Annotated in this window: 19 protein-coding genes and 1 pseudogene; 14 read left to right on the forward strand and 6 right to left on the reverse strand. The window is 56.8% G+C overall.

Annotated elements, in window-relative coordinates:
* Window positions 1-320 precede the first annotated feature (320 nt).
* Entirely contained in the window at window positions 321-1,445 is a 1,125-nt protein-coding gene (locus LDN84_RS15995) for an oxidoreductase (RefSeq protein WP_223904429.1), read from the reverse strand.
* A gap of 63 nt (window positions 1,446-1,508) precedes the next feature.
* On the opposite strand from LDN84_RS15995, the gene yihG reads away from it, so the two are divergent.
* The gene (gene yihG / locus LDN84_RS16000; RefSeq protein WP_223904430.1) at window positions 1,509-2,414 is read left to right on the forward strand and encodes a 1-acylglycerol-3-phosphate O-acyltransferase, YihG family; all 906 of its coding nucleotides are present in this window, start codon (window positions 1,509-1,511) and stop codon (window positions 2,412-2,414) included.
* Between the two features lie 67 nt (window positions 2,415-2,481).
* On the opposite strand, the gene hyoA is transcribed toward yihG, so the two are convergent.
* Window positions 2,482-6,825 (reverse strand): NACHT domain-containing antiphage protein HyoA, encoded by a 4,344-nt coding sequence (gene hyoA, locus LDN84_RS16005; protein WP_223904431.1) that lies wholly within the window; start codon window positions 6,823-6,825, stop codon window positions 2,482-2,484.
* A gap of 219 nt (window positions 6,826-7,044) precedes the next feature.
* Between hyoA and LDN84_RS16010 the strand changes: the two genes are divergently transcribed.
* From LDN84_RS16010 to LDN84_RS16020, 3 genes are all read left to right on the forward strand, one after another.
* Window positions 7,045-8,325 (forward strand): amidohydrolase family protein, encoded by a 1,281-nt coding sequence (locus LDN84_RS16010; protein ID WP_223904432.1) that lies wholly within the window; start codon window positions 7,045-7,047, stop codon window positions 8,323-8,325.
* Window positions 8,326-8,470: 145 nt separating this feature from the next.
* The gene (gene arsC / locus LDN84_RS16015) at window positions 8,471-8,821 is read left to right on the forward strand and encodes an arsenate reductase (glutaredoxin) (protein ID WP_223904433.1); all 351 of its coding nucleotides are present in this window, start codon (window positions 8,471-8,473) and stop codon (window positions 8,819-8,821) included.
* Between the two features lie 14 nt (window positions 8,822-8,835).
* The gene (locus LDN84_RS16020) at window positions 8,836-11,391 is read left to right on the forward strand and encodes a tetratricopeptide repeat protein (RefSeq protein WP_223904434.1); all 2,556 of its coding nucleotides are present in this window, start codon (window positions 8,836-8,838) and stop codon (window positions 11,389-11,391) included.
* 36 nt (window positions 11,392-11,427) lie between these two features.
* Here the strand turns inward: LDN84_RS16020 and LDN84_RS16025 are convergent, their stop codons facing one another.
* Window positions 11,428-11,820, reverse strand: a complete 393-nt coding sequence (locus tag LDN84_RS16025; RefSeq protein WP_223904435.1) for a hypothetical protein — start codon at window positions 11,818-11,820, stop codon at window positions 11,428-11,430.
* A gap of 47 nt (window positions 11,821-11,867) precedes the next feature.
* On the reverse strand, window positions 11,868-12,446 hold the full coding sequence (locus tag LDN84_RS16030) for an MOSC domain-containing protein (protein ID WP_223904436.1): 579 nt from the start codon (window positions 12,444-12,446) through the stop codon (window positions 11,868-11,870).
* Between the two features lie 138 nt (window positions 12,447-12,584).
* Between LDN84_RS16030 and LDN84_RS16035 the strand changes: the two genes are divergently transcribed.
* Window positions 12,585-13,157 (forward strand): GNAT family N-acetyltransferase, encoded by a 573-nt coding sequence (locus LDN84_RS16035; protein ID WP_223904437.1) that lies wholly within the window; start codon window positions 12,585-12,587, stop codon window positions 13,155-13,157.
* A gap of 245 nt (window positions 13,158-13,402) precedes the next feature.
* Here LDN84_RS16035 and LDN84_RS16040 read toward each other — a convergent pair whose 3' ends face one another.
* The gene (locus tag LDN84_RS16040) at window positions 13,403-13,798 is read right to left on the reverse strand and encodes a phage integrase N-terminal SAM-like domain-containing protein (protein ID WP_435405891.1); all 396 of its coding nucleotides are present in this window, start codon (window positions 13,796-13,798) and stop codon (window positions 13,403-13,405) included.
* Window positions 13,799-14,073: 275 nt separating this feature from the next.
* Here LDN84_RS16040 and LDN84_RS16045 point away from each other — a divergent pair, with 275 nt between their 5' ends.
* From LDN84_RS16045 to LDN84_RS16070, 6 genes and pseudogenes are all read left to right on the forward strand, one after another.
* Entirely contained in the window at window positions 14,074-14,898 is an 825-nt protein-coding gene (locus LDN84_RS16045; RefSeq protein WP_223904438.1) for a tyrosine-type recombinase/integrase, read from the forward strand.
* Window positions 14,899-14,967: 69 nt separating this feature from the next.
* Window positions 14,968-16,165, forward strand: a pseudogene (locus tag LDN84_RS16050) (IS91 family transposase).
* Window positions 16,166-16,533: 368 nt separating this feature from the next.
* Window positions 16,534-17,508, forward strand: a complete 975-nt coding sequence (locus LDN84_RS16055) for a hypothetical protein (RefSeq protein WP_223904439.1) — start codon at window positions 16,534-16,536, stop codon at window positions 17,506-17,508.
* Window positions 17,509-17,621: 113 nt separating this feature from the next.
* Window positions 17,622-17,939, forward strand: coding sequence for a hypothetical protein (locus tag LDN84_RS16060; RefSeq protein WP_223904440.1), 318 nt, complete (start codon window positions 17,622-17,624; stop codon window positions 17,937-17,939).
* Window positions 17,940-18,060: 121 nt separating this feature from the next.
* The gene (locus tag LDN84_RS16065; protein ID WP_223904441.1) at window positions 18,061-19,551 is read left to right on the forward strand and encodes an SIR2 family protein; all 1,491 of its coding nucleotides are present in this window, start codon (window positions 18,061-18,063) and stop codon (window positions 19,549-19,551) included.
* Window positions 19,552-20,477: 926 nt separating this feature from the next.
* Complete coding sequence (locus LDN84_RS16070) at window positions 20,478-21,392, forward strand: esterase/lipase family protein (protein ID WP_223904442.1); 915 nt, start codon at window positions 20,478-20,480, stop codon at window positions 21,390-21,392.
* 21 nt (window positions 21,393-21,413) lie between these two features.
* Here the strand turns inward: LDN84_RS16070 and LDN84_RS16075 are convergent, their stop codons facing one another.
* A complete protein-coding gene (locus LDN84_RS16075; RefSeq protein WP_223904443.1) occupies window positions 21,414-22,307 on the reverse strand; it encodes an EamA family transporter in 894 nt (297 codons plus the stop codon).
* Window positions 22,308-22,372: 65 nt separating this feature from the next.
* Here LDN84_RS16075 and LDN84_RS16080 point away from each other — a divergent pair, with 65 nt between their 5' ends.
* From LDN84_RS16080 to LDN84_RS16090, 3 genes are read left to right on the forward strand one after another with little or no spacing between them, the layout of a single operon-like run.
* On the forward strand, window positions 22,373-22,999 hold the full coding sequence (locus LDN84_RS16080; RefSeq protein WP_223904444.1) for a chromate transporter: 627 nt from the start codon (window positions 22,373-22,375) through the stop codon (window positions 22,997-22,999).
* A complete protein-coding gene (locus LDN84_RS16085) occupies window positions 22,996-23,592 on the forward strand; it encodes a chromate transporter (protein WP_223904445.1) in 597 nt (198 codons plus the stop codon). The genes LDN84_RS16080 and LDN84_RS16085 overlap by 4 nt, the downstream gene beginning before the upstream one ends.
* A gap of 21 nt (window positions 23,593-23,613) precedes the next feature.
* Window positions 23,614-24,405 carry a substrate-binding domain-containing protein gene (locus LDN84_RS16090; protein ID WP_223904446.1) on the forward strand — a complete coding sequence of 264 codons (792 nt, stop codon included), beginning with the start codon at window positions 23,614-23,616 and terminating at the stop codon, window positions 24,403-24,405.
* Window positions 24,406-24,433 lie beyond the last annotated feature (28 nt).

The following is a 24,433-nucleotide window of genomic DNA, read 5'->3' on the forward strand; positions in this document are numbered from 1 at the left end:
GGTTTTGGCTTATTTTGGACGGCCAGCAGGGGTACTGCTCCACACGCCCCGACCCTACTGGCAGTGTTGACAAACGAATGTCCCTACAGTTGTTACCAGCCTGTATCACAGGTCACGTTGGGTAATAAGAGGTGTGCGTTTCTGTTGGCGACCGCATGATGTGCAGGTGTTCCAACTCATCCATTTGAAAGGCAAGTATGAACCCAGATCTGAAAGACTTTGTCGAGAAGTACCTGGCCATCGTGCTCGGCACTTATATGTCGGTCTACGTGGTGGCCTTTATCACACTGCCCTACATCCTGTCTCACAACACCTGACCGTCAAGCCGACAGCCAGCGCCCTTCCAGGGCACTTTGCTCGCCCAACGTCAACCATTGCATGACGGCAAGCACCTGATCCGGGGTCACCAAAGCTTGTGTGGCCCGACCCTGCAAATGGTCACGCAGTTGGGCGTAATAAGCCAGATAGTTGCCAGCAACCCCGCCCACCCGGGTTCGGACAGACACCGGTGCAGCCACGCCCGGAATGGTTTTCCAGCTCAGAACCTCACCCGGCTGGGTATCCTGGCCCCATTCACCTGATGGCACCATGCCTGGCCGTGCACCCTGCTTCAACCCATCTTCCTGTCCATCCAGACCAAATTTGGTAAAGCTGCCATGGACCCCATGCACCGCCCAGCGTGGCCCCAACTCGGCCACCAAGGTGCTGGCATGCAACACCACCCGCAGGCCGGCGTGGCGGGTGTCGTAGCGCAGCACGGCGTGAAACCAATCGTTCACCTGGGCCCCGTCACGCAGGCTGGCACGATCCAGGTGAATGCCATCGGGCGCACCAAACAGCACCAGCGCCTGATCCAGCAGGTGCGGCCCCAAATCGAACCACAAACCTGAGCCGGGCACATTCTGCTCGCGCCAACGCACCGGCACCGTGGGGCGATAGCGGTCAAAGTGCGAATTCACCTCTACCAAACGCCCCAAAGCACTGCTTTGAATGACCTGCTGCAAGGCCAGAAAATCACTGTCAAAACGCCGGTTTTGAAACACCGTGAGCACCCGGCCCTGGGTTTGCGCCAAAGCCAGCAGCGCCTCGGTCTCCGCCAGCGTGACGGTGCAAGGCTTGTCCACCACCACATGTTTGCCAGCCTGCAAGGCGGCCTGGGCCAAGCCAAAATGGCTGGCGTTGGGGGTGGCAATCACTACCAGATCAATCATCGGGTCGTCCAGTACGACCTGGACATCGGCCACACTGCGCACACCGGGCCAGTCTTTTTGCACCGCGTCTGTTTGGCTGCTGACAATGGCATCCAGTTGCAGGCCTGGTACGCCGGAGATCAACGGGGCATGAAAAATGCGGCCTGCGCCGCCATAGCCGATCAAAGCCACATGTAATGGGGTGGATTGAGCCACGGTTGGGGCTGCGGTGTCGGGTAAGTCAGTGGTGTTCATGCCTGAATCATCCCCGAAAATGCGGTGATCGGTTACCAGACCCTTTCAAAGGCACGTCCACCCATGCTTTCATTTTTACCTGCACCCCTGCTGGGCCTGATCGCCAGCACACTGATGTTGCTCAATATCCTGTTTTGGGTGCCGATCCTGATCGCCGCCTCCATGATCAAACTGCTGCTGCCGTTCAAGCAAGTCCGGCTGTGGATCGACCCGCTGCTGCTGCGTATAGCCGAGGCCTGGATTGCCGGCAACAGTGGCTGGATGCGGCTGACCCAAAAGCTGGACTGGGAGGTTAGCGGCGTGCAAAACCTCAACCCGCGCCAGTGGTATCTGGTGGTGTGTAACCACCAGAGCTGGGTCGACATTCTGGTGCTGCAGCATGTGTTAAACCGGCGGATACCGTTGCTGAAGTTCTTCCTGAAAAAACAACTCATCTGGGTACCCATCATGGGCCTGGCCTGGTGGGCACTGGAGTTCCCGTTCATGCGCCGCCACAGCGAAGCCTACTTGCAACAACACCCCGAAGAGCGCGGCAAAGATGCTGCCACCACCCGTGCTGCCTGTGAAAAATACGCTCTGGTACCCACCAGTGTGATGAATTTTCTGGAGGGCACCCGCTTCACCCCGGCCAAGCAGGCCCGCCAGAAGTCACCCTACCGTCACCTGCTCAAACCCAAAGCCGGTGGTGTGACGCTGGCACTGGAGGCCATGGGCGAAAAATTCGGCGCGGTACTGGACGTGACCATCGTCTACCCGGATGGCCGCCCCACTTTCACCCATTTTTTAATGGGTCGTGTGCAGCGCATCATCGTTCAAGTCAAAACCTTACCCGTGCCTCAAGCCGCCAACCCCAATGGATTGCCCAAAGAGCAGGCTTTGCGCGAAACCTGCCAGCAATGGGTGAACCAGTTGTGGGCAGACAAGGATGTGCGGATTGGGCAGGTTTTAATAGATAAAAATGGCCTGTAGCCCTTACTTAGCAAAGATCGACCTGGGAGATCATTGAGATAGCTACCGGAAGCCAAACTTGTGCTTTTCATCTGGCAGTCAGTGATATCTTTTCTATAGCAAGTCGCGGGCGCAAGTCAAGGACTCGCGCTGTGATTTGCACCATGCCACCCATTTCGGCGGTGACTTTCAGTGCCTCAGCCTGCAGCATTGACGCAAGTCCGGCAATGTCAAGGCTCTTACCGGAATCTGGATGCTTCCATCCGTGACTATGGTTGACAGTGACCAGCAAACAGCCAGATCGGCATGACTCAGGTGCCATGTATTTGGTCACCAGCTGGTTTTTGATGGTGTCGCGCAGATCACGACCCGGCCTCTTGTCACCGAGCTTGAGTTCGATGACTGCCTGTTGGTCTGACGACACGGCGCGCAATCGGATGTCGGTTTCTTTTTCATCGGCAGTCACGCCTTCTTGGTCTACCGTGTAGGCGTTATTGGAAGCATTGCGTAACTCGCGTGTAATCTCCCGGCGCATGACTTTCTCATCGGTGATGGCAGCCCAAGCCGCACGGGGCGAATCGTCACGCAGCAAGAGGTCATCCAAATCGTCAAGGCGATCCACCAGCAATGCAAACATGTCTTCACGGGTCATCGGTGGAGATTCTCCGTGGCGGTTCAACGCAACAACCTGAGACTCGGACATTGCCATAGCTTCGGCTTCTGCTGCTGCCTTCTCCCGGGCGATCAACAAGGCCCTGTCCCGAAAATGCTTGAACAACGGGTCGTTTGCCATTTCAAGCTTCGCTTGCCAGCCTTCCTGACCCTTGGCACTCAGAAGTGCATTCAACAAGATGCCGCGTCCTCGTTCAGCATGATCGCGCAGGTCAGGTGAATACGCCCCTTCATGGTGAGCATCATCCGACGGACACACATGGTGATATGCCAGACGAACGAGCGTCAGAAGTAAAGATGGTGTGAATTCCGGTGCGTCAAGATCAACAGGTGTGTGGTGATAACGTTCACCGAACAGTAGACCTATCCATTCCACACCTTGCCCCATCTTTGAGGGTTCAATGTCTTGCAAATTTTGTTCAAGAAACTGGACTCCTGCAGCGGGGTTGAGCTGCATCAGCGTTGGAAGCCACACCTGTACCAAACGCGTGTCAACCTTCCGGGCAAGTTGCTCTTGTGCAACCGTGCTGATATGTGCGCGTTGCTTTTCATCTCCGTGGGCCAGCAGTATCTTGATTACCAGATGAAGACGATCCGCCATCAACTGACTATCGGTACTTTCGCGGAGATGCTGGTGGTTCGCGTCAAACCATGCATGAATCCGTGGAAGGAACAGCGCGACGATTGGTGTTGTCGCATGCCTAATATCTTGCAACAACATGCCGCTTGATCCGCGTTCAACAAGTTCATTGGTAAGTTCAGCGCCCAAAACAGACTCAACCGCCATGGGGTGCGCGACTACAAGGCTTTCCAGCCAAGACGGGAACCCGTTTAACTCCAGCGGGGCATAACGACTTGCCAATTTGGCTTCTTCTTGCGTCAGTTTTCGTGCCCAATCGGAGTCCTCAGCCTCTGCGGCAATGCCTGCGAGACCAAGTTGCCAACGAATCAGAAAGGTGTTTTTCTCGCTGTCAGTTCTCTCTGTGCGTAAAGTGGGACAGTCTTTACGCCAGATGCTGACCAACGCCATACGCAAACGATCTGCAGTGTCTTTGCTGAAATGTTGTTCGATAAAGCGCCGGTTCCATCCCGAGGAACGACCCTCCTTTCCTGAGCGATGCATCGCTTGCCAGAGATTCCACGCGGTTTGTCCTGATCGATCAGGACTGAAAGCAGTATCCGGGTTATTGGCCACTTCTCGCCAGAATAAAACCCAACTTGCGTGGTCTTTGGCTTGGCGGCGCTTTGCATGCTCAGCATTTTTTAGACGCTCCGCCTCCATGCGGGCGTACTCGTGATTGACCGGGACAGGCATTGACTTCTCTTCGATGGTTGAAATCAGATCGGGGCAATCGGCTACATGTATTTTCAGTCTCAAAACATGCTCGCGCCACTCACCCCGCCCATCCCAGGTTTTCCGCATTGCGGCTTCAAGCATCATGGATCGCTGCGCCAGTGGGCGCTCTGAGTCAGACAGATTTGCCAGCACCCAACCGACATCCTGCCCGTGATTCAGTCGAATCAAACCTTGATTGCTTGCCTCATAGAGACGATCCATCGGCTTTTCTTGTGGGTCACGCATTTGACAAAGAGCATCGTCTGCCCAAAATGCCATTTCCCTCACCGACGCAGCCGAGTGCTCAAATACTTGGCGCAGTTCGTCTATGGGTTCCTTATCAACATGGCTGAAATCGTTTCGTGTCAAACGGTGTATCAGCACACTCGAATAGATGACTGCTTCAGATGCATCCCCTTCCTTCATTTGGCGAAGACAAACTGCAGCAAGTGCAGGGACAAGGTGGTGTCGCGGGCTGAACATGTGTCGCCACTCACTTTTCCATTCCATGCCGTCTTCAACAAGATGGGTCAACCCTTCGCGCAAGGCCTCCAAATAGTCGGCTGCGATGTCGCTGTCGGCAATGGACGGAATCCAAAAATGGTTCAACATGTCGACGCTTCGACGTGCTTGCGTGATATGTGACAAGACGCTGCATAAACGATCCACGGCAATGTGTTGGGGAAACAACTGTGGCACGAAGTTTTTGAGAAGTTTGTTCGACCAGACATCTGGATCGTTCGCCATAGAGAGAGTCACGGCATCCAAGCGTGAGTCGTTCAGCTTGAGCAACACATTGAGCGCATCCATGTGCTCTTCAATTTCCACGTCCTTGTGCATGACAACGGAATAGGCGATGCCCGCCATGTCTGGGATGGAAGCTGCTGCGGCAATTTCCAAGAGAAGTGCTCTGACTTCCGGGTTTCCAATTCCAGAATGCCATAGACGCAAAACTTCAGGGCCAAGTTCCTTGGATGCGAAGCGATGTACTTGCACCCCCGGCACATGCATCCCACGCCAGCTTCCCTGACCATAACGTTCAACATAGGCCCGTAATGCGTCAATGCGCAGATCGGGTGTCAGCGACTCCGGGTCTGCATGATCAAACAGAACATCTGGATCACGGTCACGAACTTCGCTAAAGATGCTGGACTGCAAGAATGCTAGCCAAGCGGCAATGGGCTTCATCGACGGTTTCACCACCTTGATGCCTTGCAGGGTCTCTGCGAACAAAAGTCGTTTGACGGCCTTGATCGACATGCCGCAATTCAACAAGCTGTGCAGATGCTGAGCCGCCAGATATTCGATCACAGATCGGTGGTGGAAACGCACTCGCCCATAGCTGGCAAAACCAAACAATGGCCTTTCCAGCAGGGTTTCGCGTTCATCCTTCGTCCAATCGGTCAGGATAGCAGCTGCATCCAAGGCTGTACCGGCTTCACCATCTTGATCTGCCTCGGCGCTGTGTCTAAGGGTAAGTTTGCGAGTCAGCAGTGTCGCCAATGCAAGCCGACTGGCACCTTCAACCGCTTTGTCACCCGAAAGCTGGGCTTTTTCTCCTCGATCCGTGCGAGGCTTGAGTTTGATGGTGATGTTGTATTCGACCTGCTCGCGATGGGTACGTATACGGTGATGGTCGCGCCAGTCCACACACAGCTCAATCAAATCCTGGGGGCGGCGGGCAAAATCTTCCGCGTTGCGCTTGTGCACGTCTTTGAGCAATGCTTCAGCATCTGTTACGCCTTGAATTGCAGCCATCTCCCGAATCTGATCATTCGATAACGGCATCAACGCGACATATCGCCAATCAGGCGGATCATCTGAGTCCTTTTTCTGTTTGCTGGGCCTGTTCATCGCGATGTCTGCGAAGGCATCTTCACTCGCAACAGCTTCTCCTTGCACGGGGATTGGAAGATGCTTCTTGATCAGTGCGCGATCAATTGGAATGGGCCGCGTGGTGATGACGATCCTGACTCTACCCAGCTGTCCAGCGACTGCTTTGCTGAAGCGCTTCAATGCCCCCTCAAATGAGCCGCGTGTTAGCTTCAATTCATCAATGGAGTCCAGGAAGACAGTGGCAACGTCAGATTGAGAAATAAGCCAAGCGTCAAAACGTAATTGCTCTTCGGTATCCAGCAGGTCGCTCAGGTTGTTGCGGGACAGCTCGGCCAGTTCAAAGTAAAAGGCCGGTTCACCTGCCGCCCATCGTGCCGCTTGCTCTGCACGGCATTCGTGGGTTTTTCCTGCTCCAGCCTCGGAAACGATCAGCACACGCCGGGATTGGAGCAGTTCGCGCCATCCAATGAGGCTTTTCCATCCCATTTGAAAGAGGATAGACGGTTGCTCGACGGCATTCGCGACTTCGTCTGATGTATCTCGGAAGCTGCGTTGTAGCCGGTCAGGTAAGTGGCTCTGGAAGGTCATGATTCAGTATAGGGTCATGGATTTCTGAGGATGTGCAGTTACATCCTGTCTTTCGTTCGGATTGCATGTTTCAAGCGTCAAACCACACTCAGCCAAGGTGTTCCATTAAACTTCCGCCAGTTCAATTCGCAATTGATATCGAGGAAAAATATTGATCCTAGCGCCTATCCAACAAGCGCAGAAAGCTACTATTTAAATAGCAACCAACAGGACTCCACCATGCTCGACCTGCTCATCCACAACGCCACCCTGCCCGACGGGCGCAGCGACATGTCGGTCGCGGTGCGCGACGGCAAGATTGTTGACATCGCCCCTCGGCTGGAGGCACCAGCGCACCAGACGCTGGACGCGCAAGGCCAGCTGCTCAGCCCGCCGTTTGTTGACCCGCACTTTCACATGGACGCCACGCTGAGCTACGGCCTGCCGCGCGTCAACCAGTCGGGCACGCTGCTGGAAGGCATTGCGCTGTGGGGAGAACTCAAGCCGCTGCTGACCCAGGAAGCGCTGGTAGAGCGTGCCCTGGCCTATTGCGACTGGGCGGTGGCCAAAGGTTTGCTGGCGATTCGCACCCATGTGGACGTGTGTGACCCGCGCCTGCTGGCGGTGGACGCGCTGTTACACGTCAAACGCCAGGTGGCCCCGTACATCGACCTGCAGCTGGTGGCCTTTCCGCAAGACGGCGTGTTGCGTGCGCCCGGTGCGCTGGACAACCTGAAGCGGGCGCTGGACAAGGGCGTGGACGTGGTCGGCGGCATCCCGCATTTCGAGCGCACCATGGCGGATGGGGCGGCCAGCGTCAAGCTGCTGTGTGAACTGGCCGCCGAGCGCGGGCTGCGCGTGGACATGCACTGCGACGAGTCGGACGATCCACTGTCGCGCCACGTCGAAACCCTGGCGTTTGAGACCCAGCGCCTCGGGCTGCAAGGCCGCGTCACCGGTTCACACCTGACCTCCATGCACAGTATGGACAACTATTACGTCTCCAAGCTGATCGCCCTGATGGCCGAAGCGCAGTTGCACGCGGTGGCCAACCCGCTGATCAACATCACCCTGCAAGGCCGCCACGACAGCTACCCCAAACGCCGCGGCATGACCCGTGTGCCCGAGCTGTTGGCCGCTGGCATCAACGTGGCGTTTGGCCACGACTGCGTGATGGACCCGTGGTATTCCCTGGGCAGTGGTGACATGCTCGAAGTGGCGCACATGGGCTTACACGTGGCGCAGATGACCAGCCAGGCCGCCATGCGCCAGTGTTTTGACGCGGTCACCGTCAACGCCGCCCACGTCATGGGGCTGGAAGGCTACGGATTAAACGTGGGCTGCTACGCCGACTTCTGTCTGCTGCAAGCCAGCGACCCGGTGGAGGCTCTGCGCCTGCGTGCCACCCGGCTCAAGGTCTTCAAGCGTGGCCAACTGCTGGCCGAGTCACCCGCAGCATCCACACAGTTGCACCTGCCTGGGCGACCGGGACAAACCTCATGGAGGGTCAACCCGGCTTGAACGGCCTACCGCCATTTCTGTCCATCACATTGGGTAACACACCCTCGGAACCAGGTTCATCTTCAAGGCTCTGTGCGTGGTAGAAAACGCAGCCTGAAAACAAAATCAGTCCACAATCCGCTGTACCTTTCTGAACCACCAGCCTATGACCGTCACCATCTACCACAATGCCCGCTGCTCGAAATCGCGTGCCACTCTCGCGCTTCTTCAGGAGAAAGGCATGACGCCGACCATCGTCGCCTACCTCGACACCCCGCCCGATGTGGCGACCATCCGCGATCTGCTCAACAAGCTCGGCTTCAGCGATGCCCGCCAGCTCATGCGCCAAGGCGAAGCCGAATACCAAGAACTGCATCTTGCCGACCCGGCTTTAAGTCAGGACACACTGATCGCTGCCATGCTCACCCACCCGCGCCTGATCGAACGCCCCATCGTCGTCAACAATGATCAAGCCGCCATCGGCCGCCCACCGGAAAACGTGCTGGCGATTCTTTAAACCACCACGGCGTGATGAAGACCGAACTGAATCCCTTCCCACCAGCCAGTACCCAGGCAACGGAGAACTGGCAAGCCTTCCTCGGGACGCAAAACAAACTGCTGTCGTCGGTGCGCACCAACAACCTGATCGCGCTTGGCGCGGCGGTCAGCAATTACTTCGCCATCCGATCACAGACCGGGACGCTCGCCAGCGCTATTGCCAATGCCAGCGAACAGCAGATCGCCGCCGCCCGCAGCAATGCCGAATATCTGGCCGACAGCATCGCCGAATCGGGCGAGCGCATCAGTGAAGCCGTCTACGACAGCGCGACGATGATTGACAGCCGGTTGCAACTGGTCATCGATCAACTGCGTATCGGCAACACCCAGACGCAGACGATGATCGAGCTGCTGCAAGTGCCCGATTTCCAGAAGGAACGGCGGTATTACATCGAGCAGGGTCTGAAGCATTACGCCAATGCACGCTTCGATGACACGCTGTATGAACACGCCCTGCACAACTTTCGGGAAGCCGAAAAACGCGAGCCGACCGATTTTCGTGTCCTCCAACGCATCGGCCTGATCCACCTCTACAGCCCTGGTCATTGCGATTTGCCGCAGGCCGAGAAATATCTCGAACAGGCGGCGCGCTACGCCTCGATTGAAACTCGTGCCAATGCTCAACACCCGGCCGAGACCAGTGCACTGACAGCATTAACGGCCGAGATCCTGGGCCAGCTTAGCCTCGCCTGCTTCGCTCAGAGCAAGCTCGCCGAGGCACAGCAACACATCCGGCAAGCCATCACACTGCAGCCCCAAAAACCTGCGTTGCACCTGCAATTACTGCGTGTTCTGGCCACCAGCCAGGATGCCACGACCAGCGATGTCACCAACACACTGCTCGAACTTGAGCCACACGCCGCACGGCTGCTTGCCGACGATGCGCTGCTGGTTGCCGACCCCGGCATTCAACATGCGTTGCAAAGGCAACGCCAGGCACACGAGGCACAAAAGCTAACCCAAGCTCGCGCACTGATCCAAAACTTACAGGCGATACCCGCCTGCCTACATGACCTGCGGCCCGCAGCCATGTCACGCGTGCAACAAAGCATTGCCGATTTCAAACAAGCGACATCTGTCGACCAACAGCTCGAACTGGCCACAGAACTGCAACAACAACTCCACACCCCCAGTCCAGAATTCGATCTTGGTGACGAAGCACTGGTCAGCAAAGTCCCGTTCACCGGCCAACTACTGACCAGTGTTCTCAGCGACAGCGGTGCCTGGCTTGCTGTCGTGCAACGTATCTCGCCCGAGACCACGCGCCTGAGTCTGCACGCGCTGCACGACCCACACGCCAGTCAGCAGCGCGATCTTGACAAGGCGCAATGGCCCACCAAATTCGGCATTGAATATCGCTGGCAATTCTCGGCCGACGAACGCCACTTTTATTCGCCGTTTGTCGCCTTCCTGACCGATCAACTGAATGCGCCACCGTATTTCCTGAGCAACAACAGTGACGGCCTGGCCTCCCCCATTTTTTGGCTCTCAAAAGGTGAACTGCGCGAGCAAGGCATGTGCTGGATCGGCAAGGCCAGAGACGATGAACGAAAACTCCTGATCGTTGATGCTGCCAGCAAGCAGATTTTGCATTCGGCCAGGATGAAAAAGGGTGAAGAACTGCTCTCCTACCCGGACATTCCGCAGATGATCCTGAGCAGCAACGATCAGGAAGGTGACTTCACGCAGATATCCCTCTGGAAACTGGCCAGCGGCCAACGTCAATACAGCCTGACGCTGCGCGGCAAACCCCGCCGGACTTACACATCGAACCACGAAACCCATACCGAACTGCAAGCCTGCCAGATCAATGCCGATGGCAGCCGCCTGCTTGCCCGTGTTGCGGTCAAAGGGCAAACCGCAGAGTATCGCTACGATGACTGGGTGGTGCTGTTTGACCTGACAACACAGGGTGAAATTCCGATAACCGTCCGTGGTGGCCATGTCGGCTTGTTTGCTTTTGACAGCAACGGGCAAGTGCTGCAAGTCCCGCTCGACTCTGCCCTTGGTCGCCGAGCTGCATCAGGCGCAAATGCAACAACCGCGGCAGGCATCACCAGTTCGGACACAATCATCGTCAATCGCCAGGCCACACTGGCTTGCCACCGCACAGCGCAGCATCTTGAACTGATCCCTGTCCCCCGCCCCGCCAGCCTGCTGGAGTTCCTGACGCTGGCCGCGCACGCCCTGGCCTTCAATGGCAGCGGGAAACCGGTGGCAAACGCTGCACCAGCATCAACACCTGCGCCAACACCTGTACCGCAAGCCACCGCCAGCGAACAAACACCTGCGGCCCCGCCTGATCCGGCCACACTTCTGGCACAACGTATCGCAGAACAGGCATTGATCACGCCAGAGGCCCGCACAGCCTACGAGGCGGGTAGCCAAGCCGAACGCCAAGAAGACAGCCGCCTGTTCCGCCGCAAGGATTACACGAGTGCCATTGACAGCTTCACACAAGCCCTCGAACTGGGACACCCTTGGGCCAAAACCGCCTGGCAACGTGTCAAAAACAAGCAACCCAAGTAGCACAAGACCTCATAAGACTCAACTACCTGGCTGGATTCAGGCACTTGAGGCTGGCCAGAAATCAACGATCAAGTGAATCCCACTGCATCCAGCCAGCTCGACATGGTGCCGCAGCACCCAAAGACGGCAAGCCGTAAACATCGCTGCCTTCGGGTCACGCGCCATGGCCAGCAAAAGCTCAAGCACCGCCCGCGAAGCCAGCAAATGCGAAGTCTGGCGCTCACCCTCACGGCAACGGTTGCTGATCACACTCACCGCTGTGTCTCTCACCAGCTGATGCTTCACCTCACCCAACGGGAGTTTCCCGACTTCAAGCGGGCTCGCCACTTGCCGACAAAACTTCGACAGTCCAAAAGCCTCTTCATCTGACAAAACAAACTGCAGCGGCTCGTGTTCGCCTGCGGCATCATCAGGATAAAGACCAAGCAAACAGTTTTTTCTGGGCATCTCGCAATTGGCAGAAACACATCCACAGCTCAACGCATGTGTTTGAACAACTTGGCCTTGAACATTTCAGGAATACCCAAGCGCCGTGGGCCCGGCAGCAGTTCAAACGCCTCACCAGCCTGCAAGCTGCCCGGCTTATCCACCGCCAGGTAAAACCCGCAGCAGCCGTTTTGCGCCATCAATTTAGCGGCGGTGGCAAAGCCCATGGCAGCGTTGAACTTGTAGCACGGCTCACGCGGCTGGGTGACGCGCAAGGCACAGTGGGGAAATTGCAGCACATCACCCACCCACACCTGCGCTTCCAGCAAGCCGGTAATGCTCAGGTTTTCGCCCATGCTGCCCCAGGGCAAAGTGGCGTCAATGTCGGCCAAGCCAGCCTCCTGGCGTGCCTGCTGCCAAAAAGCGTAATGCTCGGTGGGATAGGCATAGACGGCTTTGTCCAGCCCGCCGTGCACCGACAAATCCGCCTGCTCATCACCTTGCAGGCCCAAAGGCAGGACGGCTACTGAGCCAGTCACGGCTTGTTTGTGAATGGCGGTAAGCACCTTGCGGCCCTGTATCAAGACGTGCCGGGCGCAGGCGGTTTGCAGGCTGAGGAGTTGTGGCATAGGTTCAGGCAAAGAATGAGAGGAGAGCAACTATAGGTGGGAATGAGCGGCAGGCGGGAAGGCAAGGCCGCGTTGGAGCCATCCGGCACAATGGGCATCCCCTCAACACCGCGCCAACCCATCTTGAGAGACACCCCCATGCCTTGCCGAATTGAAGAAGCACAGCCCACTGATGCACCCCAGATTGCCCGCCTGGTGAACCAGGCTTATCGACCCGCCGAGCATGTGCGTGGCTGGACGCATGAAAACGGGCTGGTCACCGGCCAGCGCATCACCGCCGAACAAGTTGGCCAACTTTTCACCGACGGTTCAAGCATTCTCGTCATGCGTCAAAACGGGGTGGTGGTGGCCTGTGTTCAGGTTGAGCAGGACGCGGATGCCTGCTTCATCAACATGCTGGCAACCTCACCCGCACTGCAAGGCACGGGCATTGGCAAACAGATGATTGCCGCCGCAGAGGCCCTGGCGGTCAGCAAATATGCGGCGGTGCTGCTGAAAATGTCGGTGGTTTCGGCACGCCCGGAATTACTTGCCTACTACCACCGGCGCGGCTACACACCCTCTGGCCATGTGGCCCCCTACCCCGTCCATGAGGGTGTGGGAACACCGGTTCGGGAGGGCTTGCAGTTGCTTGAATTGCAGAAACGCGCGGGTGAGTTGCCCCAGTGGGAGCAGAAAACAGCCATTGTGGACTGCGGCCAAACTCAGTGAGTTGATAAAAATGATAGCTGCTTGCGCAAGCAGAATAAGCACTAGAGGCTGATATGGCATATAAAACTTCTGCAAATTGGGCTGATTGCTTTCGGTGTCATTCGCCACAGCACTGAGCAGGTTTGGTTTTTATATGAAAAATTGGTCTCTGGCGCTTATTCTGTATGCGCAAGCAGCTATTAAGTTTGTAGCGTTTGGCGAACGGCTTCAGCGCATGGTTTTGAGCCTTGCATGAAAGTCTGTGGCTACCCGCCCATTTTTTGCCCAAACCCATTGTTCTCATACCAGGCTAGCAAGTGCGTCCAGCGGGCTGGCCGTGCCACCCGCCGCCGCCTTGAGCACATGGGTGTAAATTTCAGAACTTCGCGGTACAAAAACAGCAGCGCGCTCAGTGCCTGGTTGTGCGTTGAAGTAGACACCTTGCGCTCGGTGGCCAGCATGGTCAGAAAGGCCTCAATCTCAGGCGTACCCATGGTGCGTGGACGCTTCATCTGCCCGCCACGCCCATGCCAGCGTATGAAAAAACGCACCCAGTACAGATAAACCTTTTCAGTGCTCAAGCTATAGTGCATGCACCGGATGCGCTCGCGCAACTGATCCAGCATGCGGGTAGATTGCAGGGGTGGTGTGCCGGGTTTCATGAAAATTTTATACCTGGTTATTTATCCAGCTAATCGGCTTGTGAGCTAGACTACAAGCCACATTCATGAGAATTTCATGACCAGATTAATACGCAGCGGCCAGAATATTTTGCAAGTCTTGCCTTGGACATTACGTTGAACTAAACCGCTGGCGCGGTGGTGGGTCTCAAGCAGGCCAGCGCCGCGTTTTTGTTGGTAAGTGGCTTGCATTTGAGGCGATGCAGGAGAAGCCTTCGGGCTGGGGAATGTTCCCCGGTTTTGAAGGAGATAGCAGCATGAGACCTCTACGCCAGAGCATGATCGACGCCATGGTGGTTCGTGGCTTTAGTCCCAGCACCCAAGACTGTTACGTCAAGGCCATTTATGGCATGGCCAAACACTACCGACGCGACCCCGCCGAGTACACAGCCCAAGAGGTTGATGCCTACTTGCTGCACCTGCTCCAGGAGCGCCACCTTTCCTACAGCACCATGAATCAAGCCGCCAGCGCAGCGCGCTTTTTGTACGAGAAGGTACTGGGCCATGAACGAACACTGTTTCACATTCCGATGGCCAAGACACCGGACAAACAACCGGAGTTGTTGGCCCGAGAGGAAATCGCCCGCCTGTTTGCCATCTGTTGGCACCCCATGCACCGCATGCTGTTGCAAACCATTTATGCCACGGGACTGCGGGTGTCCGAAGCCTGCGCCCTGCACGTGGGTGACATCGACAGCCACAATGACCGCATGTGCATCCGGGTGGCCTGCGGCAAAGGGGGCAAGGGGCGCTACACCTTGCTGAGTCCAACCTTGCTGGGTTTGTTGCGCACCTACATGCGCACCTTTCACCCCAAAGTCTGGTTGTTCTGCGACGCCACTGGCATGCAACCCATCAGCATCGACACGGCCCAACGCGCCTACCGAGCCGCCCGCCAGCACGCGGGCATCACTAAAAGCGGCGGCATCCACACCCTGCGCCACGACTTTGCCACCCACTTGCTTGAAGGGGGGCGTCGATCTCTTCACCATCCAGAAACTGCTGGGCCACGGCCACATCAGCACCACCAGCCGCTACCTGCACTTGATCAGCCCGCAGTTTCACCCACCCAAAGACATTGATCCACTAGACCTGCTGGCGGGCCTGCCCAAGCTGTAAGCGCTCAAGCTCACGGTTGCAGCTCCCCCCGCATGGCCACCTTGGCCGATGTGCTGCGCCAGTTCGGCTCAACGCATCTGGCAACCCACGCGCTATCGACACACCCCAGGCCAAAGCCTGGCGGGCTATCGTTGCCTGCCGAACCGCAGCCATGGGTGGCAAGCGACTTGAGTGTGAGCACTGTGGCCACAGCCACTGGCAATACCACTCCTGCCGTAACCGACATTGCCCGCAGTGCGGGGCACGGGCCAAAGATGCCTGGCTGCAAGGCAGGCTGTCCGAAGTGCTGAACGTGCCCTATGTGCATTTGGTGTTCACCCTGCCGCACAGCCTCAATGATCTGTATGGCGTGCACCCGCGTTGGGTCATTGACACCTTGTTTGCCTGCACCGCACAAACCTTGTCAGAGTTTGCGGCTAACCCGAAGTGGATGGGGGGCCAAGGGCGGTACACCCGCCTTCAGCCTGGTGTTGCACACCTGGGGGGCAAGAGTTGCAGCATCACATCCATGTGCATGCGGCTATGGCCTGCGGGGTGCTGGACAAGACGGGGCAATGGGTCACGCCGGTACGCAAGCCCGACTTCCTGTTTCCGGTGCAGGCCTTGTCCAAGGTGTTTCGGGGCAAGTTTCTGGCAGCACTGGCACGCGCCCACCACAAGGGCGACATCACGCACGACCCGCAAGGTGATGCTGATGCTTGGTGTGATCGACAGCGCAGGCTCTACAAACATGACTGGGTGGTGTATGCCAAAGCCCCACTGGGAGGCCCAGCCCAGGTGTTGGAATACCTGAGCCGTTACACGCACCGCACGGCCATCAGCAACGAACGGATTCGCTCCATCAACAAGGGCGAAGTGGCGTTCACGGTGCGCGCCAATGACAAGGGCGGCAAACGCCTGCACACAATGGATGGCACAGAGTTTGTGCGCCGCTTTCTGTTGCATGTGTTGCCCACCGGGGTCAAGCGTATTCGGCACTATGGCGTGCTGGCATCAAGCTGCAAGGGCAAGAAGCTCAAGGCGGCACGGCTGGCCGTACAGATGCCAGCACTCAACCCACAGGCGCTGGAGTCGGCTCAAGGGTTTATGGCGCGGGTAGCCCGGATCGACGTGGGGCTGTGCCCGGTGTGCAAAGTAGGGCACTTGCGAACGGCTGAGGTGTTGAGCGGGGCCAAACAATTGCCAACTCCAGGCGCGATGGCTTGGCCGCAGGAGCGTGGGCCACCGTGAAGGACGGACAAGGTGCTGCAATTTGCAGGGGTTTGCACGCTGCTCATGGGGTTGGCGGGGCGGGGCTTGTGCGTGTCACTAGCAAAGCCCTGCGTGCAGTTCGAAAGCTGGGCTGTCTGAGTTCAATGGGGTGCTGCTTTGCATGTGAACTGGGGTGCTTGGCGACAGATTTGTGCTGCTGTCCCGCTATGATCTGACATCACAAGCGGGGGAGAAGCTTTCAATCCCCTATTCGCCAGCGTCCACGCAGGCGGTTCAGTCCAACAAGGTTTATCAGCCGCGGGAGGTATCTATGGTCTCTTCAAGCATCGCAGCGCGGCGGATAAACGCTATTCGTTAGCCAAGAACAACATACTCCATACGAACACATGAGCGATTCAGGTACAAAGACCGCCGTTATCACCGCTGTCCTTACCGGCGTGTTTACCGTGCTGGCGGGTGTGGCTACATATTGGTTCACGACCAAAGAGCCGGCTCTCTCCTATTCGGTGATCGCGGGCCCAGCAGTCTCTGGAGCGGGAGGCACGAAGCGGATCTACGTCGTCGAGGTTCGAAACAGCGGCAGCAAAGAGGTCGCGCAAACGTTGGTGCAGTTGGCGCTCAAGACCGGAGAGCTGACAGAGGTAGCTGCCGAAGCTACACCTGGAGTGAAGATGACGGAGGAGAAGACGGCGCGCCAGATCGACATACGGGCCGACATGCTCAATCCGGGCGACACAGTGAAGCTCTCATTGTTGATGTCTCTTGTTCCTCCGGAGACGGAGCCTATAGTGACTGTTAGAGCCCCCGGGGTTCAAGCGGTTGCTGACTCGAGCAAGAAGGACGGGCCACTGTCACTTTCAAAGCCATCGGGGTTACTGGCGCTCTTTGCCCCTGCTTTGGCCGCCGTGATGAGCAGCTTCTTGCTTCTTTCACGATCCGTCTTAGGGCGAAAGCTGGGGCTCAAGGGTATCGGATCAGGGATCGATCAGTCAGAGCTGGTCGCGTACATCTGTGGGGCCTGTGGTCTTCCTGAGGAGGCGGAGCACCTCCGGTTCGGAGGCGGCGAGATCTCGTACCGGGGTGCAGCAGACTACCTGCGCCACCGCGCCATTAGAGCCCCCGATCAGGAGAGGGGAACGTACGAGACTACTCTTCGCGCCATCCTTCTCATTGATTCGATCGCCGCCCAATCAGTGGAGTCCATCAGATGGGCAATTGACTCGATCGCACAGACACAGATCACTGAGGCCGAATTCAAGGATCTTCGAAAACGAGCTGTCGACGAAGGTTCTCATCCCACGCGGTGGCGTGAACTGGTGGACGCATACGTCGCTGAGCGACTCCCACGCGCACATGGCTAACAGGTCGTTCGACACGGACACACAGCGGCAAGGCTTCGCAAGCCATGCGCGGGAGCATACGTCTCGCAACGCCTTGCCGCTGTGTGCCGGTCAACTCCGACGTTAGGCAGCACATGGAGGAGTTTGTGATTCGCCCTGCACTCGATGGAAGTGGTCGGCCGCTTATAGAGTTTCACGGTGACCATCGCTCGGAAAAGTTCCCCAAGGTGCTCTCACTGCTTCAACAGTGGCTCCCCGAATTCAGGGCACATGCTGAGCCTCCAGTGTGTGATGACTTCATCTGGAAATGCTCTTTCTCAGGAGGAGAGTTCGATCTCTCCGACGATTGGGGCGGACTATTCGTCATTCCTAAGGAACAGTCAGAGGATGTCGTTTCAACAGTGGCTGCTGCACTTGAGAATTCAGGAGTTTTTCGCCGTGTCCCCAAATGATCTGCCTAACGGGGCCGTCGAATGGATCCATAACGGCGGCCATCGTGGTCGCCATTCTTCACAATTGAGTGCGCCGCTGTGGTCCATTCACGTTCGACGTTAGACCCCTTTAGGAGACACTGTGGATCTTGCACTATTAGAAGAAAAGCTCTCCAGCTACGGGGGCAGCGGATACTACCTGTTTGAATCATTCATTATAAAAATTCTTCAGGCAGAAGCCACTAGCAGAGGTCAAACTCTGATCTATCACTCCGGCAACAACATTGCCGCGTATGACGCAGTTGCGCCAGAAGGTTTTGGTGACATACCGGGCCCTGTGGCAATCGAGATAGTTCGCTCTTTAAGTCCCAACAGAATAGCCAAGGAGTTACAGCGCCACATCAGTCTTTCACAGGATGGCGCGTCGTCCTTGCTCCTCATTTCCATTGGAAGCTATCCCGTCGATGCCAAGGCATTAATAGCAAAGAACTTTCCAAGCGCAAAAAACATTGTCCTGTGGGGGCAAAATGAAATCCAGGCTCTTATAAACAGGCACCCACAGGTATCCGCTGAAGTTGCCGACAATCTTTTCTCCAACCGATTCAGAGTGGCGTTAGAAGGAAAGTATGAGGACTGGAAAGAGCAGCGAAAGACTGTTATTTCGGCCATACGAGAAAACTACATGTCAGGCCGCTTCTCAATGCTGCTTGGCGCTGGCGTATCAAGCAGCGCAGGACTTCCGGACTGGGATACGCTTCTGAATTCCCTCTTTGTATCAATGCTTACAGAAGACGGCGTGGGAGGGAAGAACGCAGATCCAGATCAAATATCAAGCATTGTCAAACGCTTACGGCAAATTGACGGCCCATCCGCCCTAATGCTGGCCAGGTATATTAGAAAAGGCATTGCAGCCGACTCTCAATCCGAGCAAGGGAAGTTCATTAAGGCGGTGACAGAACAACTCTACGGCCTAAGGAACAAAAAATACTCAATTAGCTCTCCATTGATAAAATCAATCGCAAACCTTTGCGCTCCAAGCAGAACTGGCGCAAAAGTAAAGTCGGTTCTGACATACAACTTCGATGACTTGCTTGAGCGAGAAATTAAAGCGCGAGGGCTCTCTTATAGAAGCATATTTGAGGAGGTTGATCTCGCATCCCCTGAAGAACTGCCGATATATCATGTTCATGGATTTCTTCCAGAAAACAGGGATGAATATCAGAATATTAACAAGGCAACCCTTGTTTTTTCCGAAGAAGGCTACCATCAAATTTACAGAGAAGCCTATCACTGGTCAAATCTTATCCAGCTCAACAGTCTAAAAGAAACAAGCTGCCTTATGGTTGGTCTTTCTCTTACGGATCCAAACCTAAGACGATTGCTGGAAATATCCGCAAAGTCCATCGACAAACCGAAGCACTTTGCATTTATGAAGAGAATAACCTACGAAAGCTTCTCCACTGAGGGGGAAAAGCCAGCAGTGAGAGCCCCGTCAGGCTTGGTGAAGCGATTTCTTGATAGGCATCACAAGCTCAATGAAGGCGTGCTGCGCGAGTTAGGCGTCAACATTATTTGGTATGAGCAATATGAAGAAATACCAACATTGCTTCAAAGCATATCAAAAGGGGTCTAACTGTCGGTTCAACGCGGACGCCAACACTGGCCATGCCTTCGGCATTTTCATGGCCAGTGTTGGTACCCTCCGCGCTTCGCGCCACGGCGTCGGTTAACCTGGGCGCTATGCGGCACCGTAGACATCCTCACCGAACCTTAGTCAAGCACGCGAAACACTTTCGCGCACGGCTTGTTGGTATGCCGAAGGAAAACTTTCGTGGCGTGGTGCGCGGAAGTGTTGCGAGGTTCAGAAATTTTGTTCCTGGAAGCGCCCGGCGCATGTTATCTCGGCGAATTGACCGTTTGCTGGCACTATACGAATCCCGGTTTGGTAAAGAAACATTTGTGCTGGAGATAAGAAAAAAGATGGAGACCCCTTTGCCACGCTTCAACTGGCTCCCAGGTGGTTTTGCGTACTGGAGAAGTCGCATAACAGGCGGCTCCAGCGGATCGCCTTCGGCTCCTGCTGAGCGCTAACGTTAAATGGCTATGGAACCCTTGATCACAATTCGCTCCACCGCCTCAAATCGTGTGCTCCAAATTTGGTAATCAGGGTCATATTCCAATTATTTGATCAAAAAAGATAGCACCTTGCGCAATCAAAACAAGCGCTAGAGGCCCATATGGCATAAAAATTCCTGCGCAGTTTGGCTGCCACCCTCCCGCCCATTTTTCTTCTTGGTGCGGGTATGTTTTGTCTTCATCACCGCAAGATGGCACAGCGCTTCATCGCCACCCGCAGCAGTGCCGATCAGGTTCAGGTTTCATATGAAAATAGGCCTCTAGAGCTTATTCTGTATGCGCAATAAGCTATTGAGTTTGTAGCGTTTGGCGAATAGCTTCAGCGCATCGTATGGATGCCTGGCATGACGAACGAACCGGCCTTGCCCGGCTTTCAGCGAAGGCAGGCATACTTGACACCAGGCCATTTTCAGGAAACCCGCCATGCTTGCCCGCTACCTTCGTTTCACCTACCTTGTGCAATTTTTGACCGGTGCCTTGCTCGGCACCTGGGGGGCGGTGGCCATGGCTCCGCATTGGGGAGCTAGCGCACTCGGCTTGGTGCTGATCGGTGGCTTCGGCTGGATTTTGTTTTGGCAGGTGGTGATCATTGGATTTTCCATGTGGACATCCCGCACCGATGGGCCGCTCTGGCCCTGGCTACAAGCAACGTGGGGGGAACTCCAAGCGGCGGTGCTGGTGTTTGGCTTGCGCATGCCCTGGGTCAAAAACCATCCCGGCATCTTGCTGCCCACTGGCCAACCCACTCCTGGGTCAACCGCCCTGCCAGTGGTGCTGGTGCATGGTTTTGTGTGTAACCACCGGGTGTGGGACAAGATCGTGCCAGCGTTGCGCCAGGCGGGTCACCCGGTGATTGCCGTGGATTTGGAGCCCCTGTTCACGTCCATTGAAGATTACGCCGCCTTGCTGGAGCGTGTGGTGCAAGACCTGCGCCGCCAAACCGGGGCATCCCAAGTGGTGCTGGTCGGCCACAGCATGGGCGGTTTGGCGATTCGGGCCTGGCTGCGCGCCTTTGGGGCCGCGCAGGCGGCCAAAATCATCACCCTGGGCACACCGCATCAAGGCACCCGTGCGCCACAGTGGGTTCACACCCCCAATGGGCAACAAATGGCCTGGCACAGCACTTGGCTGGCCGAACTGTCGGCCAGTGAAACACCGCAAAAACGCCAACTGATGCACCTGGCCTTGACGCAGCACGACAACATTGTTTACCCACAAGTGGCGCAGCGGCTTGAGAGCGCCCGCGTGACCGAGTTCAGTGGTATCGGGCATCTGCAAATGTGTCTGGATGCGGGGGTGATCCGCTGGCTGTTGCAGCAAACCGCAGACACCCACTGAAATCAGGCAGCCCCCAGGCCCTCACGTCACCAACTCAGAAGCGGTGCTGGGCGGCACATCCCGCCGAGCTGTCACCGAACTACCCGCCGCCGCCAGCATGATGCAACCCATGGCGGCCCATTGCACAACACCCAGGTGTTCACCGAGCATCAACCAGCCCCAAAAGGCCGCCACGGCGGGCTCCAGACTGGTCATGATGCCAAAAGCCTCCTGAGGCAAGCGTTTCAGGGCCAGCATTTCCAACGAAATGGGCAGCGCACTGGAGATGCCGGCCACCATCACACCGTACAACAACACCGACGGAGAAAGCAGCGCGGCACCGGCGTGCCAGACCCCCATGGGCACCACGGTGAGGGCCGCCACCGTGAGCCCCCACGCCACCGAGTGCCCGGCATGCAAATGCCCCACCCGTTTGCCAAACACAATGTAGGCCGCCCAGCACAAGGCCGCTGCCAGCGCATAAGCCACTCCCTCAGGGTCCAGCCCGACCAGGCCTTGATGGCCAAAAGGCAACAACAAGCCCAAACCGAACACGGCCAGAGCCAGCCAGACAAAGTCCACCCGCTGACGCGATGACCACATGGCCATGGCCAGAGGCCCGGCAAACTCAATCGCCACCGCCACACCAAAGGGAATGCTGCGCAGCGACATGTAAAACAGCAGGTTCATCCCGCCCAATGCCACGCCATAACGCAGCAGCGAGCCCGCATCCTGGTGCGACAAAGGCCAGCGCCAGGGCCGCCACAGCACCAGCACAATCAGCGCGGAAAACCCCACCCGCAAGGCGGTGGTGCCCAAAGAGCCCACCTGGGCAAAAAGCTGTTTGGCCAGAGACGTGCCAATACCCAGCGCCGTGACCGAGCCCAACACGGCCAGCAGCGGTACGACATTTGAAAAACGGTGTGTAGAAGACATGCGCTGAAGATAACCGATGCCGTCCTGCCCCTAGAACGGTGCCCCTGCGCACTTGATAATGGCGCATGGCCTCAAACCCTACTCCAAACACTTTGCCTGACACACCCACCGACCAGCCCCGCCCCGAAAGCCTTGCCGCGCTGTTTTGGGCCTTTACCGCCCTGGCTTTGCAAGGTTTTGGTGGTGTGGTCGCCATCACCCAGCGCGAGCTGGTAGACAAGAAAAAGTGGCTGACCCCCGCACAATTTCTGGAAGACTGGGCCGTGGCACAGATCCTTCCCGGCCCGAATGTGGTGAACCTGTCATTGATGATTGGTGACCGCTATTTTGGTGTGCGTGGCGGCATGGTGGCGCTGGCGGGCATGCTGAGTTTTCCGCTGGTGATTGTGTTGTTGCTGGCGGCACTGTTTGCCGGTGTGTCAGATTCCCCGCACGTACAAGGTGCCTTGCGCGGCATGGGTGCGGTTGCTGCCGGCATGATTGCCGCCACAGGCCTGAAACTGTTCACCGCTTTAAAGCAAAATGTGCTTGGAATGACCGTATGTTATGCGCTAGTAGCTACGACATTTATAGCAATTGCGTTCCTGCATCTGCCCTTGATCTGGGTGTTGCTGAGCCTGGGTGGCATTGGTGGGTTATGGGCTTACCGTCAGTTGGGGCGACTTGAACAAGCGTCCGCAGAACAACCATGAGCACGATCCTGAGCGCCACCGACTGGCTGGGCCTGTTGACAAACTTCATGGCCCTCTCGCTGCTGGCAGTGGGGGGAGCGATCACCACCGTGCCGGACATGCACCGCACCTTGGTCAACCAGCACCAATGGCTGACCGATAGCCAGTTCAACGCCGCCATTGCCATCGCCCAAGCCGCACCCGGCCCCAATGTGCTGTTTGTGGCGCTGATGGGCTGGCAAGTAGGACTGAACGCGGCCAGTGGCTGGGCGGCAGGCTGGCAAGTCTGGGCCAGTGCACTGCTGGGCGTGCTGGTGTCGATGCTGGGTATTTTGCTGCCCAGCACCACACTGACATTTGTGGCCTCGCGCTGGGCCCACCAAAACCGCGAATGGCGTGCGGTGCGCGCCTTCAAGCAAGGCCTGGCCCCGGTGGTGGTGGCGCTGCTGATGGCGACCGGATGGATTTTGACCACCGCGCAAGGTACCAGTGTGACCCACTGGCCAATCTGGCTGCTGACCACCTTGGTGGCCATTCTGGTGTGGCGCACCCAGCTGCACTTGCTGTGGCTGCTGGGTGCAGGGGCCGTGTTAGGCTGGTTCAATCTGATTTGAAACTTTGACCGGACTATTGTGATGATTCTCTCTTTTCTCCGCCCACTGGCGTTCTCCCTTCTGATCGGGAGTGCCTCCATGGCGGTCACCGCACAAACCAGCCCGCCGGAGATGCTGCTGCATTGCGGCATCACCATGGTGCGGCCCATGACCGAGATTGCCCAACTCTTTGAAAAACGTGAAAACGTCAAGATCATCATTGCCCAGGGGGGATCTGAAGATCTTTATCAAGCCGCCAAGAGCAGTGGCCAGGGCGACTGGTATTTGCCCGGTGAGCCGTCATACCGTACCCTGCATCTGAAAGAAGGTTTGCTGGGCAACTATGTGACGGTGGGTTACAACCAGATGGCGCTGATCGTGCAAAAAGGAAACCCCAAACAAGTCAAGGCCAACCCCAAGGAAATGCTGCGCAAAGACCTGGTGGTGATTCTCGGCAATGCCGAATCGGGCAGTGTCGGGCTGGAGGCTAAAAACGTGCTGGATGGCTTGGGTATCTACCCCAAGGTGGTCAAGGCAGCGGCTTTTTTGTCACCCGACTCGCGCAGCTTGATGAACGCCATGAAAAAGGCTGAAGCCGACCTGACCCTGAGCTGGCGTGCCACGGGCTTGTTTGCCGACAATGCCGCCAAACTCGATGTGATTGACCTGGACCCCAAGCTGGCCAAACCGCAGGCCTTGCTGCTGAACTTGCTCAAAAGCACCCAGCATCCCGAATTGGCGGGCAAGTTCATGCTGTTGGCGGCCAGCCCTGAAGGGCAAGCAATTTTCAGAAAACATGGGTTCCTGGACAGTCAAACCCCGCTTGACCGCTGACTAGCCATGGCTCACACTGAGCACTGAA

The organism is Rhodoferax lithotrophicus (assembly GCF_019973615.1).
In the GTDB taxonomy this organism is placed as follows: Bacteria; Pseudomonadota; Gammaproteobacteria; order Burkholderiales; family Burkholderiaceae_C; genus Rhodoferax; species Rhodoferax lithotrophicus.

What these genes read in the sequence shown, in the direction of transcription:
- LDN84_RS16020 (WP_223904434.1), top strand. Translation starts at nt 8,836, where the DNA reads ATGAAGACCGAACTGAATCCCTTCCCACCAGCCAGTACCCAGGCAACG.
- hyoA (WP_223904431.1), bottom strand. Translation starts at nt 6,825, where the DNA reads ATGACCTTCCAGAGCCACTTACCTGACCGGCTACAACGCAGCTTCCGA.
- LDN84_RS16075 (WP_223904443.1), bottom strand. Translation starts at nt 22,307, where the DNA reads ATGTCTTCTACACACCGTTTTTCAAATGTCGTACCGCTGCTGGCCGTG.
- LDN84_RS16040 (WP_435405891.1), bottom strand. Translation starts at nt 13,798, where the DNA reads ATGAAACCCGGCACACCACCCCTGCAATCTACCCGCATGCTGGATCAG.
- LDN84_RS16080 (WP_223904444.1), top strand. Translation starts at nt 22,373, where the DNA reads ATGGCCTCAAACCCTACTCCAAACACTTTGCCTGACACACCCACCGAC.
- LDN84_RS16045 (WP_223904438.1), top strand. Translation starts at nt 14,074, where the DNA reads ATGAGACCTCTACGCCAGAGCATGATCGACGCCATGGTGGTTCGTGGC.
- LDN84_RS16085 (WP_223904445.1), top strand. Translation starts at nt 22,996, where the DNA reads ATGAGCACGATCCTGAGCGCCACCGACTGGCTGGGCCTGTTGACAAAC.
- LDN84_RS16060 (WP_223904440.1), top strand. Translation starts at nt 17,622, where the DNA reads ATGGAGGAGTTTGTGATTCGCCCTGCACTCGATGGAAGTGGTCGGCCG.
- LDN84_RS16070 (WP_223904442.1), top strand. Translation starts at nt 20,478, where the DNA reads ATGCTTGCCCGCTACCTTCGTTTCACCTACCTTGTGCAATTTTTGACC.
- yihG (WP_223904430.1), top strand. Translation starts at nt 1,509, where the DNA reads ATGCTTTCATTTTTACCTGCACCCCTGCTGGGCCTGATCGCCAGCACA.
- LDN84_RS16010 (WP_223904432.1), top strand. Translation starts at nt 7,045, where the DNA reads ATGCTCGACCTGCTCATCCACAACGCCACCCTGCCCGACGGGCGCAGC.
- LDN84_RS16030 (WP_223904436.1), bottom strand. Translation starts at nt 12,446, where the DNA reads ATGCCACAACTCCTCAGCCTGCAAACCGCCTGCGCCCGGCACGTCTTG.
- LDN84_RS16055 (WP_223904439.1), top strand. Translation starts at nt 16,534, where the DNA reads ATGAGCGATTCAGGTACAAAGACCGCCGTTATCACCGCTGTCCTTACC.
- arsC (WP_223904433.1), top strand. Translation starts at nt 8,471, where the DNA reads ATGACCGTCACCATCTACCACAATGCCCGCTGCTCGAAATCGCGTGCC.
- LDN84_RS16090 (WP_223904446.1), top strand. Translation starts at nt 23,614, where the DNA reads ATGATTCTCTCTTTTCTCCGCCCACTGGCGTTCTCCCTTCTGATCGGG.
- LDN84_RS16035 (WP_223904437.1), top strand. Translation starts at nt 12,585, where the DNA reads ATGCCTTGCCGAATTGAAGAAGCACAGCCCACTGATGCACCCCAGATT.
- LDN84_RS15995 (WP_223904429.1), bottom strand. Translation starts at nt 1,445, where the DNA reads ATGAACACCACTGACTTACCCGACACCGCAGCCCCAACCGTGGCTCAA.